Here is a 16229-nt window from a genome sequence, read left to right as displayed (position 1 = left end):
ATTATCCAGCTGCAAAACCAACCAGCTACTCAAAGACAAACTGGTTGTGATAAAGTTCTGAGTAGAAACCGCCGAGTTTAAGGAGCTGATGATGATCGCCCTGTTCAATGACCTCTCCATCTTTGAGGACGATAATCTGGTCAGCATTTAGGATCGTCTTGAGGCGGTGAGCAATAACAAAGCTAGTCCGGCCAGCTACAACGGCTTCCATGGCTTGCTGAATCTTGCTTTCTGTTACCGTATCGACATTGGAAGTCGCTTCGTCCAAAATCAAGACTTGTGGGTCGGTCAGCAAAGTTCTAGCAATGGAAATCAGCTGTTTCTGCCCAGTTGAGAAAATATTTTGATCATCATCCACGATGGTATCGTATTTGTCTGGCAGACTTTCGATATAGTCATGAATATGGGTCGCACGCGCAGCCGTTTCGACCATTTCTTGACTAGCATCCGGCACACCAAAGCGGATATTGTCCCGAATCGTGCCGCTAAAGAGCACCGAATCCTGCAGGACAATACCCACATGACTCCGTAAGCTATCCAACTCATAGTCTCGAATATCGCGACCGTCAAACTCAATGCTGCCACTATCCACATCGTAAAAGCGATTGAGCAGGTTCATAATGGTCGTCTTACCTGAACCAGTCGGGCCAACAACAGCCGTCATCTTGCCCTTAGGGGCTAAAATAGATACGTCTTTGAGAATAGGCTTGCCTTCTACATAAGAGAAGTCCACATGCTTGATCTCCACGGAGTCTGTAAGCTCTATGAAAGCAGGTGCATTCTCTGGCCGGACTTCCTCTGGTGCATCAAACATCTCCTGAATCCGGTCAGCCCCTGTAAAGGCCAACTGCAAACTGCCCCAGCTGGCAGCAATCTGGATGATGGGCTGATAATACTGCTGAGAAAACTGAGTAAACGTGGTAATCAGGCCAACTGCAACAGCCGTTTCAACATTAGGGTCGCTCAGTAAGACAGCCGAACCAACAAAAATAACAATGGCTGTATTAATCAAATTCATCCCGTTCATGATAGGGAAGAGAAGGCCTGAAAAGGTCCGGCCTTTAAAGGTCGCTAAGCGTACTCGGTCATTCTGCTCAATAAAACCTTTGATGACCTCCTCCTGCATCCCCTGAACGATAACAGCCTTCTGACCGGAAATAGTCTCGTCCATATAAGCATTGAGGCGGCCGACTTCTTTTTGCTGAAGATTGGTGTATTTCCGAGCCAGCCTAACAATGACCACTAGGAGAAGAAAAGCAACCGGTGTGCTGGCTACCGTTATCCAGGCCAATCTAGCATTTTGGACAAACATGATAATCACTAGACCCATATAAAGCAAGGCATTGCTCATAACCTGAATCATGCTCTCGTTTAGAGCTTGCAGGATATTGTCCAAGTCGCTGGTAAAGCGCGACAGAATGTCTCCATCCTGATGGCGGTCAAAGAAAGCAACTGTCATCTTGGATAGCTTGCCAAACAGGCCCTTGCGCATCTCATTGGTCGAATGGGCAATAACTCGGGTCATCAAAACCATGTAAATTAAGCTAGAAACAGACAGGCAGACAAAGGACACCAATACACTGCCCATGACACTGCCAAAAGTCGACAGAATCTGATCAGTCTCACCCTTCTCTGCAAAAGCACGTCCCAACTCAACCAAATGCTGAACAGCCTGACCGACATAAACCGGAAAAAGGACCTGAAAAACAGTCGCTGTTATCATCATCAAAAGGACAACGACAAAGGATAATTTGTAACGCTTAAAATATTGCCAGAAAAATGCAATCGTCCGCATCTTAGTCCTCCTTTCCTTTCTGAGTTTCGTAGATTTCACGGTAAACATCGTTAGTTGCGACCAATTCCGTATGCGTCCCTTGGCCAATCAGCCGTCCTTGATCCAAGACCAGAATCTTATCTGCATGAACGACGGAGCTAATCTTTTGAGCAATGATAATTGTCGTCGTTCCTTGCAGCTCTTTATTCAAGGCTTCTTGAACCAACTTTTCTGACTTGGCATCCAAGGCTGAGGTCGAATCATCTAAAATCAAAATATTGGGATTGTTGACAACACCTCTGGCAATGGACATCCGCTGCTTCTGACCGCCAGAGAAGTTGCTGCCACGCTCCTCCACTGCACTATCAAAACTCTCTTCCATACGGCTGATAAATTCACTGGCTTGGGCAATACGAGCCGCTCGCTCCATTTCAGGCAATGAAGCGTTGAGCTTGCCCTGACGGAGATTATCCGCAATGGTCCCGCTAAATAGAATCGCCCGCTGGAGCACGATAGAAACATTTTTACGAAGAGTTCCCTGACTAAGCTCTCGCAGATCTCGACCGCCAATCTTGATAGAACCTTCTTGCGGATCAAAAAGACGGGGAATCAGCTGGGCCAAGGTAGACTTGCCAGCGCCTGTCGCACCGACAACGCCAATCATTTGCCCAGGCTCTACCTCAAAGCTGATATCCTTTAGCATTGGCTCGTCATCATTGGGATAGGAAAAAGTCACATGCTCAAAGCTGAGGCTGCCTTCTAGTTCTTCATCTGGTGAGTCTGGGAAAGTCATAGCTGGCTCCGTCGCCAATACTTCCTTGATCCGACGGATAGAAATGATCCCCCTCGTCACGCCATTTCCCAAAAAACCAACCATAATGATGGTGAAAATAATCTGGCTCAGATAACCGATAAAAGAAGCGATAGAGCTGACCAGTCCTGGCTCCGCCTGAATCATGCCAGACAGAGTCCAGATAGCCAAGTAAACAGAACTGTAGCCGACCAACATCATCATTGGCTCAATGATTGAAAAAGCATAGCCAATATAGAGATTCTCTGACAAAAGCTCATCAGACACCTGACTAAACTTATGAAACTGGTCTTCCTCCCGAACGAAGGACTTGACCACTCGCACACCACGAAGATTTTCCTTGGCAATGGCATTGATTTTATCCAAAAGAGTCTGGAATTTCTTAAAACGAGGCCCCATCATCCCCATCATGACAGCCGTTAGACCAGCTATGAGCACAATCAGCAAGAAAATAATCCACCAGAGAGAGGGCATGGTCACAATGGCCAAGATAACTGATCCGATAAAAAGAATGGGCAGTCGAAGAAGAATTTGAAAGAGCATCATAGTTACATTTTGAATCTGATTGATGTCATTCGTCATCCGCACGACTAGATTACCAGCGTTGAATTCCTCGATATTGGCATAAGAAAAGGTCTGAATCTTGCGGAAAGTCTCCTCACGGAGATCTGATGAGACAGCCTGGGCAATGTAAGCCGCCAAGGTTACATTAATCCCTCCTGCCACCAGCCCGACAAAACCGATGCCAATCAGCCAACCGCCCATACTGTAGATAGTCTGGCTATTTTGCTCCTGCAAAGCGTCTAAGATGTGTTTTAAAAACCAGGGCAGTAAAAGAGAGCTGGCAATCATCAACGAGGTCATCAAAAGCGAACTCAGGGCATACCATTTATACCGTAATAGACTTTTAAAAAACATGCTTCCTCCTACTTTTTTCATATTTGACTTAGTTTCCTTACTATATCACAGATAAAAACAATGTCAAGCAAGAAATTTCTTATATTATATGGTAAAATGAGATATAGACTCTAAAACTGATTTAAATTCAGACTCGGAATTTCATCATAAGGAGAAGATATGGATAAACAACGAGTTGCTGTGATTGGTCCTGGTTCTTGGGGAACAGCCTTATCACAAGTATTAAACGACAACGGACACGAGGTTCGTATTTGGGGAAATATCGCTGAGCAAATCAACGAAATCAACGACGAACACACCAATAAACGCTATTTCAAAGATATTGTACTGGACGAAAAGATCAAGGCTTATCATAATCTGGAAGAAGCTTTAAAAGATGCCGATGCCGTGCTTTTTGTCGTGCCGACCAAGGTAACCCGTCTGGTAGCCAAACAAGTAGCTCAAGCTCTGGACCATAAGGTGAAAATCATGCACGCCTCCAAGGGACTGGAGCCCAATACTCATGAACGGATTTCAACTATCCTGGAAGAAGAAATCCCTGCAGAGCTACGCAGCGAGATTGTCGTTGTCTCAGGTCCCAGCCATGCTGAGGAAACCATTGTACGCGATATTACCCTGATCACCGCTGCTTCTAAGGATCTGGAAACAGCTAAGTATGTGCAGGAGCTCTTCAGCAATCACTACTTCCGCCTATACACCAATACCGACGTTATCGGAGTGGAGACTGCCGGCGCTCTGAAAAACATCATCGCAGTCGGAGCTGGTGCTCTCCATGGACTAGGTTACGGTGACAATGCCAAGGCAGCTATTATCACACGCGGTCTAGCCGAAATCACGCGTCTAGGTGTCAAGTTAGGAGCCAATCCTCTGACTTACAGCGGCCTATCTGGTGTCGGTGACCTGATTGTCACAGGGACTTCTGTCCACTCCCGCAACTGGCGGGCCGGCAATGCTCTAGGACGCGGCGAGAAGTTAGCTGATATTGAAGCCAATATGGGCATGGTTATCGAAGGAATTTCCACCACCAAGGCTGCCTATGAACTGGCCCAAGAGCTCGATGTTTATATGCCGATTACACAGGCTATTTATAAGGTTATTTATCAAAACTGTAATATCAAAGAAGCCATTTATGAAATTATGAACAATGAATTCAAGGCTGAGAACGAATGGACTTCGTTCTAATAGAAAGGAAATAATTATGTCAAAAGTTAAGAAAGCCGTCATCCCTGCAGCTGGTCTCGGAACCCGCTTCCTGCCAGCTACCAAAGCACTGGCCAAGGAAATGTTGCCGATCGTCGACAAGCCAACCATCCAGTTCATCGTCGAGGAAGCTCTCAAATCTGGAATTGAAGATATTCTAGTTGTCACAGGTAAGTCAAAACGCTCAATCGAAGACCACTTTGACTCAAACTTTGAATTAGAATACAATCTCAAAGAAAAGGGTAAAGACGATTTGCTCAAATTGGTCGATGAAACCACTGGTATCGGTCTGCATTTCATCCGTCAGAGCCATCCGCGCGGACTGGGAGATGCTGTCCTTCAAGCTAAGGCTTTCGTAGGAAACGAGCCTTTCGTTGTCATGCTGGGCGATGATCTCATGGACATCACCAATGATAAGGCTGTGCCGCTGACCAAGCAATTGATTGATGATTACGAGGCTACTCACGCTTCTACCATCGCTGTCATGCAGGTCCCTCATGATGAAGTTTCCTCTTATGGTGTGATTGCCCCTCAAGGCGAAGGTGTCAAAGGTCTCTACAGCGTGGAAACCTTCGTCGAAAAACCAAAACCTGAGGATGCACCGAGTGATTTGGCTATTATCGGCCGCTACTTGCTGACACCAGAAATTTTTGAAATCTTGGAAAAACAAGCGCCAGGTGCTGGAAATGAGATTCAGCTGACCGATGCGATTGATACTCTTAACAAGACGCAGCGCGTGTTCGCTCGCGAATTCAAGGGCGATCGCTATGATGTCGGTGACAAGTTCGGCTTTATGAAGACTTCTATCGACTACGCCCTCAAGCATCCGCAGGTCAAAGACTCCTTGAAGCAGTATATCATTGACTTGGGTCATACATTAGAGAAAAAACAAAGTAAAAAATAATTGATTCAAACAACTAACGTTGAAAATAAAATTTCAGCTATAAAAAAGAGGTTTTTAACCTCTTTTTTATATATCGTTAGTTATTTATACACACTTGTTAAATCAAGGAATGATGAAAGCCTAGAAAAATCAGAAGGGCGGCCAAGGCTAGATAACCGAATAGGACTAACCAGCGCTGAGCAGGTTTAAAAGCATTGCTTGAGCCTTTGATAGGGAGAATGACCGCACAGAGTATGCCACCAATCAAACCTCCCAAATGCCCCGCCAAGCTGATACTAGGCATGAAACTAAAGATGATATTGACCACAATCAAGGTCATATAAGACTGCCCCAGCTGCTGAATGTAGCTGTCGCGAACGACATAATGCAGGGTCACGATAGAGGCAAAAAGTCCAAACAAGGCGGTTGAAGCTCCTGCTGATAGAGCATCTGGACTGAAAAAGAAGACAAAGATATTTCCCATTAGGCCAGACATCATATAGAGCAGAAAGAAATTTCGTGAGCCAAAAATATCTTCTGCCTGCCGTCCAATAAAATAAAGAGTAATAACATTTACCACAAAGTGCTCCAAGCCAATATGCACAAAGATAGCAGAAAAGAGGCGCCATATCTGAATGGGATTCATGATAATAGTTGGAGAATACACTGCTCCAAATTCAAAGACCGTTTGTGCTTCAGCATAAGAAAAGCCACGTAAAATCAGCATCCCCACAAAGACAAGTGTTGTTAGAATTAACAAAACACTGGTCACAGGATATTTTTTATCGTAGATGTAGTTCATAAATCAGTACTTCCTTTACTGCTATATCGTGATAATCAGGCTCAAAATCAGACTGTTGAAAACTATAGATGCTGCTGATGGATGCTCCTGCAAAATCAGCCAGATAGCGGTCATAGTAGCCACCGCCGTAACCGATCCGAAAGCCTTGAGAATTGAAAACCACACCCGGCACATGAATCAGATCAATTTCTGTCTTGTCCACAGCCTCTTCACTTATCGGCTCCATAAGACCAAAAGAGCTTTTTTGCAGGCAACTTTCATCATAATCCACAAATATCATCCGACCCTGGCCATAGGTTTTGGGCACTAAAACCCGCTTGCCGTCCAACTGAGCCTGCTTGATAAAGGATGCAGTTGAGACTTCATGCGGCATAGAAAGATAGGTAGCGATAACCTGAGCGTTTTGATAAGCTGCTGAACTGAGCAAGTGCTGGGTCAGCCAGTTATCTGCCTGCTCTTTTTCTTTTCCTGTCAGTTTCTTCATCTGGTTCAGCACAGTTTGTCTCAGCTCTTTTTTCATGCAGCTCGTCCACCTTTTCCTTATCTTTCGTTGATTTTATAATCTAGGAATTTCCCAATTTTTTCAATAGCAAAGGGCAGTGCGGCCTCATCCGGTGCCATCTTGGGATGATGGAGGGCATAGGGACTGTCCACTCCCAGCCAGAACATGACACCCTTGACCTTACTGAGCAGATAGCCGAAGTCCTCACCTGTCATAGCCGGCGCAATATCAATCAACTGCACTCCTTCTTCCTTCTGGAAAAAGTCCATCAATTCGTCTGCTAGGTCAGGATGATTTTCTACAGGTAGGTAGCCACCTTGTTTAAGCTCCAAGTCCAATTCCAGACCGAAACTTTGGGCTATGCCCTCTGCTATTTCCCGTAAGCGCTTCTGAGTCAAGAGATTCATCTCCTGAGTCAGAGTCCGAATGGTGCCATGCAAAAAGGCCGTTTCTGCGATGACATTGTTGGTCGTGCCAGCATGGAGCGAACCAAAGGTTACAACCGCCCCCTCGATAGGATCGACATTGCGACTGACAATGGTCTGCACCTGGGTGATAAAGTAGCTAGCCGCCACCAAAGCATCATTGGCTTCATGAGGAAAGGCCGCATGGCCCCCCTTACCCTTAAAAGTCAGCTTGACTTCACAGGTGCCAGCAAAGAGCGTTCCTCTATTAGTGGCAATATCGCCGACCTTGAGGTCTGGTCGCACATGGAGACCGTAAAACTCATCTGGCAGCCAGTCGCCAAAGGCACCGTCTTCGTACATGAGCATACCGCCAGCTTCATTTTCCTCAGCAGGCTGAAAGAGAAAGAGCAGATTGTGGGTAGGCTGAGCGCTCACAGCTTGTTCCAGCAGACCTAGAGCCACCGTCATGTGCATATCATGTCCGCAGGCATGCATGCGACCTGCATGAGTACTGGCAAAGTCCAGTCCTGTATCCTCCACAATCGGCAAACCATCAATATCTGTCCGCCAGCCAATCGTCTTATCTGGTGAACTTCCCTTGATAAAGACCAAAATACCCGTCCGCCAAGTTCGAATTTCCACAAAGTCTAGGCCAGCTGTCAGGCCATCAATGACCTGCATCAGGTAGGCATGGGTCTTGTATTCTTCCAGACCGATTTCTGGTATCTGGTGTAAATCACGGCGAATGTTCAGATAATCAAGCATTTTTCTTTCCTTTAAAATCTTGTCAGACCAGTCAAAGTGTCGGGCCGCACCCAATCAATTCAAATTTATGCTATTTTTAAAGAGTACGCAGAGCGTCTTCCAGAGCTGTCTTCTGCTGGGTCTTCTCGTCAATGGTCTTGATAACTCGTGCTGGAACGCCAGCAACTACTACATTTTCCGGAACATCCTGGGTCACAATCGCACCAGCCGCAACAACGGAACCACTGCCAATTTGTACACCTTCGATCACAACCGCATTGGCACCAATCAGCACATTGTCTCCAACCTGAACTGGCTCAGCACTAGCCGGCTCAATCACGCCTGCTAAAACAGCTCCTGCACCGACATGGCTATTTTTGCCGACAATCGCTCGGCCACCCAGAATAGCACCCATATCAATCATAGTTCCAGCGCCAATCTCTGCACCGATATTGATGACCGCCCCCATCATGATAACAGCATTGTCGCCAATTTCGACTTGGTCACGGATAATAGCACCCGGCTCAATACGGGCATTGATATCGCGCTTGTCCAAAAGCGGCACCGCTGAGTTGCGGGCATCCTGCTCTACGACATAGGTCTTATTCTCCTCTAAGTTCGCTAGGAGCGGCTTAATTTCTTCCCAGTCTCCAAAAAGAACATTGCCTAACTTCACAACAGACCAAGGAATGGAACCGTGCAATTCTCCATCAAAGGTTACCTTGACCGGAGTTTTTTTCTTGGCATCAGCGATAAATTTGATAATTTCTTGAGCGTTCATTTTAGTAGCAGACATAGCTTTACCTCTTTGTTCTTTCCATTTCTTTATATAGAGAAAGATACACTCTCTCATAGCCATCTAATATTTATCTATTATAACACAATTCAGAAGTTTAGTTTGTACTTTCTTAGAACGATATTATTATTCCCTATTCAGAGGATTGAATATTTTTTAAATGACGTCTCCTATCTTTATCCTCTGCAAATTCCAAATGACAGTGGATTCTATCTAACATAGACTCAGATTAATGTCCCTTGATTCCTACTTTGTAATAAGTATTTGGAAGCTCCAAATGTTTTAGGGCACCCTAGATACCCGATTGTGATAAGGCCCATTGCGATTGGTTCCATCTATTCCTTAGACTTTTACTTCCCCAACGCCTTTCTGATACTCTCATCAGGATTTTTTTTAGTTCTATTTTCGCAAGCCTCTTGATTTTTAAAGAAGATTCTGGCGTTTCTGGTCTATCTTCTCAGACCGTGCTGCTCAGCAAACTTTTTAGACGGTAAAGCCCATTCACTTCGTCAAAATACAAAGAAACAGTCATATTGTCTGTGGTTGAGTAACTTAGACTAATTGAATCAACTTGCCCCTTAACTGATTTAGAAGCATAAATAGTCTTAGGCATCCCCAGTTCTGCTATGGCCTGTTTTACTTCCACTCCTTCTTGCTTATCTTGAGGAATAAGAGTTCGGTAATCATCAACCGATTTCGTAACTGGCCCCCAAGCATTACGAAATAATCTAACGTATACTAATGAGAGCTCTGTTTGACCTCCAACATCCCTAAACCTTAAGATAATATCTCCTTTCTCTCCTATTAATTTATATGTCAGATCAACTAATTGGCTGCCTTTCACGCTATTATCTATGCTACCGGAACTAGCTTTTCCATACTTCTCGACAATATCCTGTGGAAGCACATTAGATTCTTTCATCGTTTTTACCATCTGTAGTATATCTTCTATTTGGAAGTCTATTTGTCTATTCTCTTCTATAAGGTCAGAATAATCTTCAGTCAGCTTCTTTATGTTATCTTCTGATTCATTCTGAACTGTACTAGCAGACTGCTCTGATGACTGATTTCGTACTTGCTTGGACCTTGGCCACGTATATGATACAAGGATTGCAAAACAAGTAATTAGCACTAGACCTGTAGAAACTACTAACAAAGAGGCGTATCTAGACTGACCTAAACTTGATATAAGTTTAGGTTTTCGATTCTCAGCCAACTTTTTTTGTTGTTTTTCTTTAGCTGTAACCTCAAAGACTTCCCCTTGAGGACTGCTATCAGAGAACACACTAGTTGCTTGTTTGTTTAATCCTGGCTTCTTTGACCACTCCCGTTGAACTTTCCGCCCTCTTCCCATGCTCTTCTCCTTAAATAAACCAAATTCCTATTTTTTCTAGCAATTATTTTTTTCAAAACAAAGAATACCGTCTGCCTACTTTTTCAAAATCTGACAAATACTATCCATTCAATTAAATGAACCTTGGTCGCGCAATAGAGAATATCTTCAGTTTTCCCCAATAATGAATACTCATAAGAGTCCCGGACTACTGTCTACCGATACTTTTTGCTCTCGAGATATCTAACATCAGGTAATATGTTTTTCATAAAGAAGATAGTCACCAGCCTGAGAAACGGTGAACCAAAGACTTACATATTTCCCATTCTCCAACTTATACAACACATTCAGCTTTTGACCACTCTCGCCACCCGAATCAACTTCTATGTATTTTGATAGGCCAAACTTCTCTAAAATTTCCTGATAGCTAGTTCCATCTTCGTTTTGAAACTCTTTACCAAGGACAAGATGTTCAAAATCTTCCTCTTTTAGATCTGTTCGGCTTTGAACATGCTGCGAACTAGCAAGATTATAAGAATAAATACCTGACAACTGATATTCATTATTTATTTTTTCAAAGTAGAAAGACAAACGCTGCCGCGGTTCTTCTCGAGAATAGAAAAGACTCATGCGCCCAGCAGTCTGATTCAGGAAAGGAGCTAGATTACCTGACTGCGCTTTACCAAATTTCTTCACAATATCCTTGGGGCTTAGTCCAGACCCGCTTCGCTCATCAACATCACTTTTTTTCTGTAGTTGAAGCTGGCTAATATCCTCATAAGTCCAGTCAAAATGATCGTTCCCCTCATCCACATATTCATCCAATACTCTCTGAGGGGATAAGAAGTATTCAAGCTGTTTTACCAAATAAGGAACTGATAAAAGCAAGAAGATGGACAAGAAACCTACTGATGACCACAACACTTGTTTATTAACAAGCTTACGTCCAAGAATTCCTTTCCCGTCTCTCTCGACCTGAGTAGAGCTCTTGTTTTCCACCCTATTCTTCGCAACTTCTTGGCGCTCTGCTTCAGTAATAGCTAGTTCCTGTTCCTCTTGAACTTTTCCTGCTCTCTTCTGACCCTGTTGAAATTTAGTTTGACGCTTCTGGCGCAGACTCTCCCAGTCTTTTCTTGGCATCCTTCTCTCCTTTATGAACCAACTATCATCCCCAAACAAATAATTCTAAACCATAGAATAAGAATCTTCTTATCAATAAACATACTTCCGAGTCAGTCGATAATCTCCTGTCTTTGATAAGGCAAAGTCTAAGTAAAGATAGCTTTTATTCGTCAGCTTATATTTGAGATAGACAATCGTTCTGTCTTTATAGTCTACAGACTTGTTGATAACTTGTGGCAAACCAAAACGCGACACCACATCTTGAATGTGGGCACCTTGTCCAAATTCGTCTGCTTTCAAGTCCTGGAAATCTGCTTCAGTCAGCGTTTCTGAGCCACTTGAGTAAAGCGAGCTGCTCAGTTGGTTACCACGAATTGTGCTCAGTCGGTACTTGCCGTCAATTTTTTTGAACAAAAGACTAGTTGTTTGTTGTCCACTCGATTCACTATAAAAAAGATAAAGTGTATCATCGCTACCGTTGTTACTCTCTCCTCCTGATGTTGCCTTCCCAAACCGTTCGATAATCTCCTCGGCAGTTGGGGCGTCTTGTCCACTTCCTTGCTGTTCAGATGAATAGACTTGAAGTGATAAGATATCATCAAATGTCCAAGCGAATCTTGCTGCTTTCTTATCAACATAAGCTGTGGCCTCTTGAGAGTCTTCGTCCTCAGGAACCTCCCATGAGCGAGACGAGGTTTCCGAAAAAGAGTAACTCTCACTTTCCTCACTAGAGGACCAACTAGATTGATAAGTATTGCGTTCCTGGCTTCTCCTATTTGAAGAAACATACCAAAAAATAGAAGCAAGCACCAATATCACTAAAAGAATTGACCCGCTTGTCCAGACCCACTTTAAATTTTTTCTCCTCTTCTCTACAAACTCCCCTTGCTTCCAATCAGTTTTTGTTTCGAGTTTCTTCTCTCCTGTTGGTAACTGTTGTGATTCTTCTTTCGTTTTATCAATATCAGGACTTATTTGAGGTTGTCGCTGCTCTTTTTTAGCTGACGCCGATTTACCTCCTGTAAATTTAGCCTTGTGCTGTTGTCTCAATGACTCTAAATCTCTTTTTTTCATCCATCCTCCTATTGTATTTTTTTAACTCTATGCTTTTAGCACCTTGAACAAAATTAGCTTCTACATCAAGCGCTAAGTGTTTGTTTCTCCTGCTCCATCCTCTAAACCAGGATTTTTTTCTAATATATAACCTTGAGAATCAGAGACTCCAAAAGAAAGATGAACTATTTGGCCATCAGATAACTGATAACTAATAGACACTTTGCTAGAAGATATGTAATTTGTATAGATAGAAAGACTATCTGGCAATCCCAATTGACCGACAACTTCTTGGTAGGATTTCCCTTTCTCTATACCAGAAAAATCTTGACGAGTTAATTGAGAATTTCGATTTGGCAAACTATTGCTGCTAAGATGATGACTGAATAGAGAATCTAATTTAGGCGTTCCCACACTACCGTAACTAGAAAAAGAAATTGAAACCGAAGCATTTGATCCTGCATCAGGATAATCTAAATTCAGTGTTATTATTTGATTATCATAATTATGTTCTCTCCCTGATTTCGCTTTTCCTAACTTAGCAACCACTTCATCTGCTGTTAAACGAGAGGCAGTTCCTTTAAAATCCGCAAACAAAAGTGCGATATCATCATAAGTGATATGAAACTGATATTCTTCTCCAGCAATCAATTCTGAACGATTAGTAGAAGTTAAATCCCTTTCGCTGTTAGATGACGTTCCCCCCTGATAAATATCAAAAGAATCATTATAAATATTATTTGTTTTAGAGCTCGGATTGGAAACTAGCCCTACAGCTCCTAGTCCTATGAGTAACATGAAAAACGCCCACATAAGTTTCCAACCCATAGAACTATCAGATGAAGACTCCGAATTTTCCTTCCAAAAAGCCTCATTCTCTTCTTTTTTAGCGAGCTCCTCAGCACTAAATCTCGGACGAAGCTCATACTCTTCTGCTTCAGATACAAGTTCTGAGTCTGGACGACTAGTTTCATCCTTAAAATAGAGTGATTCTTTTTTCTTAGATTTCAAGGATTCTAAAGCAAAAATAAGGCGAGATAACTCTCTCCCCCTCAGGTGTAAGAAGTCATCTGACTCAGCCGTTGAAACTCGTTTAATCTCTGTTTCAGTTCTCAAATCGTCTGGAGTCTCTGAAACATCCTGATAGCTGAACTGAGCTCCACTATCTTTGTCGCTTACATTAATTACTGAGTTAGAGGAGGATTCATTGGACTCAATGTTTTCGACTGATTTTTTCTCAGTCATTTGTGATTGAGCTAAAGCCTGAGATTCCTCTTCTTCAGATTTTCTGGATGGGAATACAGAATGATTGACGTCCCTTCTTTTAGGCTGAACCTTGTTAAATTTTGATTTATGTTCCCGTCTTAAGGCTTCTAGATTTCTTTTTTCCATATATTCTCCCAATCATATTTTTTAAACTAATCAGCATTAGTAAGATAGCATTTTTCATTCATTTCGATAGAACTACTCGGAAAGACAGACACTAGCTTCTCTTTCTTCAATAAGCTAGAAATACCATATCTGTATCAATAACTTTTTTAAAACATCATTTACTCTTTAAAATATTTTACAACAAAAATAACTAATGTGAGACTTTGATGAATAGTCCTTTTAACTTCTCAGTTCACCCTTCCTCTAAACACTTTGAAAAGGCAATGTTTCGCTAAGACAGTCTTGTTCCAGTATATCATATTTTGAACAGGTTTAGCTCTAAATCTACAAGGAAAAAGGCACGAACTCTCGTCCGTGCCCAACAAAGCAATTCCAAACTTATATACCAACGATATTATTTAATTCTTTCGTTCAAAATGTTCCCGCTGTTAGCATCAATGGTTATTTTAATCTTTTGCGTACCGTTCAGAGCTTCCAGCTTGTGAGATAAGCACTCCTATTCATTTATTCTATTTAGAAAGATTACTCAATAGATACTGTCCGTTTTCTTGACGGATAAAAGTCAAAGTTATCTCCTTATTTGAAGAGGTTTCATAGTTTACAAGCATCTTCGGCTCTGATTCACCATCCCCATAAACTGAAATATGTTGATATTCTGGGTATTCCTTGATTACTTCTTTAAAGGAAGAACCGCCCTCGCCTGTTTCCGCATCACCCGTCTTTAAGTTCTCTGTAATCTGGCTAGATACCTTTTGATTATAGTCATCACTGCCGGGCATAATACTCATACCCTGAAGATGGTAGCTGCCATCCTCGTGTTTCATAAAGGTCAGAGTGGTATAACTAGAGTCAGGTAACCAAGACAATGAGAGCCCTTCTTCCTGAAACGTCACACTGCTGGCCAAGCCAAAATCTTTGACTACTTGTTCTGGGGTCAATCCTTCATCATCTGCACTAACAATGCTCAGCTTTTCAAGGTCTTTCACTTCCCACTCATATACATCATCTTTTGACGGAGCCACAAAAGAAGCAACATCGCTTTGATGTCCCTTTCGAGACAGACTTGGCACACTGCCGCCACTCATAAAATCATTTAGGAAATAGCCACCAAGACCTCCTAGCAATAGTCCCGCTGCCAGACCTATTCCTAAAAATCCTATCAGCTTGCCCGTACTATTTTTCTTTGGCTCTGGACTTGGCTGGCCAGCGAAGTTTGCAGCCTGCTGTGGTCCGGCAAAATTCTGACTTGCTGGATTAAATCCCTGAGGAATTGCTTCTTGAAAAGCGGGATTTCCCCAATTATCCTGCTGAGGCATCTGCTGCTGAGGAGTATCAAAAATTGGTTGCTGAACACCAAAATCTTGATTAGGATTCGGCATTTCAGGACTGCCTCCTTCTGTTGGGAAAGGCTGCCCCTCCGTTGAGTTAGCTGAAAATTGTCCTGGATCTGATGACTGGACTTGCTGTGGATACGGAGCCAATCCTTCTAAAGATTGTTCCTGCGGTTTATTTTGTTCTGGCATTGTTTCTCCTTTTATTATTTGAGTTCTATTTTATTTATTGGCAGTAGTGGACAAAAGATAGTTTCCGTCCTCCTGCTGAACGAAGAACAACCTATAAGTACCATCATTAGGAGCATCATAAGCCGCCTCCATAATGGTTTGACTAGTATCCTCACTGAAATCTTCATCTACACGAATAGAGATACTTCGCGGACTGCCATATTCCTTAAAAACATCCTTATAGGAAATGCCATCTTTACCAGTCTTTGCATCGCCTTTTTTCAATTTTTCAAAGTAATCAGCCGCCATCGCTTCGTCCTCAGCATTATGTTTGCTTCCTTCAAAGCGAATATTATAGATATGAAGACTATTCAGATAGAAACCATCTTTTTTCTTCTCAAAATCCAGAGAAGCAGTTTGATCTGTATAATAAACTGGCCAGTCCTCCTCATCATCAGAATCTTGAAGCGTTCCCCACTCTAAATCAAGGCTGTCACGAGAGATTTCTTCTTTTAAAGCCTTGCCATATTTATCAAGAATATCTTCCACTGAAGTACCATTCGTATCTGTCTGAATAGTATTGAACCGTAACTCTGACAAACTATCAATATCCCACTTGAACTCAGTAGTATCAGGGTCAATGTACTGATCTGATTGATCTCTCTTTGATTCCCTAGCATTTGCTAAAGGATGGAGCACAGGATATTCCCCTTTGATAACATCCGCTACTCCCATTCTATAGCCCCAGATTCCCCCTCCGATTAGTCCAAGACCAAGAGAGAGCAAGGCTCCGCCTATCAGGATTCCTTTCCAAGATTTATTCTTGGCCAAAGGTGGGGTTGGTCCCTGCGGACTTGAAACATGGCTCTGCTGAGGTTGAAAATGATGCGGGAATTTCTCTTGCGACTGAGCATTCTTTGAAGGCTCAAAAGAATGCTGTGTTTGCTGTTCTGTCAATCTTCTTTCCTCTTTCTTATTTATTTCCAATAG

The 16229-nt window shown here is 42.8% G+C and carries 14 protein-coding genes and 2 pseudogenes; 2 read left to right on the top strand and 14 right to left on the bottom strand.

Going from position 1 to position 16229, the window contains the following annotated elements; genetic code table 11:
- Positions 1-25 precede the first annotated feature (25 nt).
- From O3620_RS08220 to O3620_RS08205, 4 genes and pseudogenes are all read right to left on the bottom strand, one after another.
- The gene (locus tag O3620_RS08220; RefSeq protein ID WP_371601674.1) at positions 26-814 is read right to left on the bottom strand and encodes an ABC transporter ATP-binding protein; all 789 of its coding nucleotides are present in this window, start codon (positions 812-814) and stop codon (positions 26-28) included.
- 135 nt (positions 815-949) lie between these two features.
- A pseudogene (locus O3620_RS08215) lies at positions 950-1678 on the bottom strand (ABC transporter ATP-binding protein); the annotation flags it as partial.
- A pseudogene (locus O3620_RS08210) lies at positions 1657-1795 on the bottom strand (ABC transporter ATP-binding protein); the annotation flags it as partial. The pseudogenes O3620_RS08215 and O3620_RS08210, both read right to left, overlap by 22 nt.
- Position 1796: 1 nt before the next feature.
- Positions 1797-3503 carry an ABC transporter ATP-binding protein gene (locus tag O3620_RS08205; RefSeq protein ID WP_371601633.1) on the bottom strand — a complete coding sequence of 569 codons (1707 nt, stop codon included), beginning with the start codon at positions 3501-3503 and terminating at the stop codon, positions 1797-1799.
- A gap of 159 nt (positions 3504-3662) precedes the next feature.
- On the opposite strand from O3620_RS08205, the gene O3620_RS08200 reads away from it, so the two are divergent.
- Together O3620_RS08200 and galU are read left to right on the top strand one after the other, a co-directional pair.
- Positions 3663-4685, top strand: a complete 1023-nt coding sequence (locus O3620_RS08200; protein WP_048773874.1) for an NAD(P)H-dependent glycerol-3-phosphate dehydrogenase — start codon at positions 3663-3665, stop codon at positions 4683-4685.
- A 16-nt stretch (positions 4686-4701) separates the two neighbouring features.
- Entirely contained in the window at positions 4702-5607 is a 906-nt protein-coding gene (gene galU, locus O3620_RS08195) for a UTP--glucose-1-phosphate uridylyltransferase GalU (RefSeq protein WP_002893959.1), read from the top strand.
- Positions 5608-5704: 97 nt separating this feature from the next.
- Here galU and O3620_RS08190 read toward each other — a convergent pair whose 3' ends face one another.
- From O3620_RS08190 to O3620_RS08145, 10 genes are all read right to left on the bottom strand, one after another.
- The gene (locus O3620_RS08190; RefSeq protein WP_125357186.1) at positions 5705-6388 is read right to left on the bottom strand and encodes a rhomboid family intramembrane serine protease; all 684 of its coding nucleotides are present in this window, start codon (positions 6386-6388) and stop codon (positions 5705-5707) included.
- A complete protein-coding gene (locus tag O3620_RS08185; RefSeq protein WP_002917801.1) occupies positions 6369-6908 on the bottom strand; it encodes a 5-formyltetrahydrofolate cyclo-ligase in 540 nt (179 codons plus the stop codon). Before O3620_RS08185 ends, O3620_RS08190 begins: the two co-directional genes overlap by 20 nt.
- A 20-nt stretch (positions 6909-6928) precedes the next feature.
- Positions 6929-8062 carry an N-acetyldiaminopimelate deacetylase gene (locus tag O3620_RS08180; protein ID WP_371601632.1) on the bottom strand — a complete coding sequence of 378 codons (1134 nt, stop codon included), beginning with the start codon at positions 8060-8062 and terminating at the stop codon, positions 6929-6931.
- Between the two features lie 76 nt (positions 8063-8138).
- Positions 8139-8837 (bottom strand): 2,3,4,5-tetrahydropyridine-2,6-dicarboxylate N-acetyltransferase, encoded by a 699-nt coding sequence (gene dapD, locus O3620_RS08175; protein WP_032913059.1) that lies wholly within the window; start codon positions 8835-8837, stop codon positions 8139-8141.
- Between the two features lie 457 nt (positions 8838-9294).
- Entirely contained in the window at positions 9295-10191 is an 897-nt protein-coding gene (locus O3620_RS08170) for a hypothetical protein (RefSeq protein WP_002920369.1), read from the bottom strand.
- A gap of 228 nt (positions 10192-10419) precedes the next feature.
- Positions 10420-11310, bottom strand: coding sequence for a hypothetical protein (locus O3620_RS08165; RefSeq protein ID WP_002920371.1), 891 nt, complete (start codon positions 11308-11310; stop codon positions 10420-10422).
- Positions 11311-11382: 72 nt separating this feature from the next.
- Positions 11383-12366, bottom strand: a complete 984-nt coding sequence (locus O3620_RS08160) for a hypothetical protein (RefSeq protein ID WP_002920372.1) — start codon at positions 12364-12366, stop codon at positions 11383-11385.
- Positions 12367-12438: 72 nt separating this feature from the next.
- Positions 12439-13737 (bottom strand): hypothetical protein, encoded by a 1299-nt coding sequence (locus tag O3620_RS08155; RefSeq protein WP_002920373.1) that lies wholly within the window; start codon positions 13735-13737, stop codon positions 12439-12441.
- A 509-nt stretch (positions 13738-14246) separates the two neighbouring features.
- Complete coding sequence (locus tag O3620_RS08150) at positions 14247-15260, bottom strand: hypothetical protein (RefSeq protein WP_002920374.1); 1014 nt, start codon at positions 15258-15260, stop codon at positions 14247-14249.
- A 30-nt stretch (positions 15261-15290) separates the two neighbouring features.
- Positions 15291-16226, bottom strand: coding sequence for a hypothetical protein (locus O3620_RS08145; RefSeq protein ID WP_002917805.1), 936 nt, complete (start codon positions 16224-16226; stop codon positions 15291-15293).
- Positions 16227-16229: the final 3 nt, after the last annotated feature.

The sequence above is a fragment of the Streptococcus sp. 27098_8_134 genome (assembly GCF_041431675.1).
Lineage (GTDB): Bacteria > Bacillota > Bacilli > Lactobacillales > Streptococcaceae > Streptococcus > Streptococcus sanguinis_R.
This window is presented reverse-complemented; position numbering and strand designations above follow the sequence as displayed.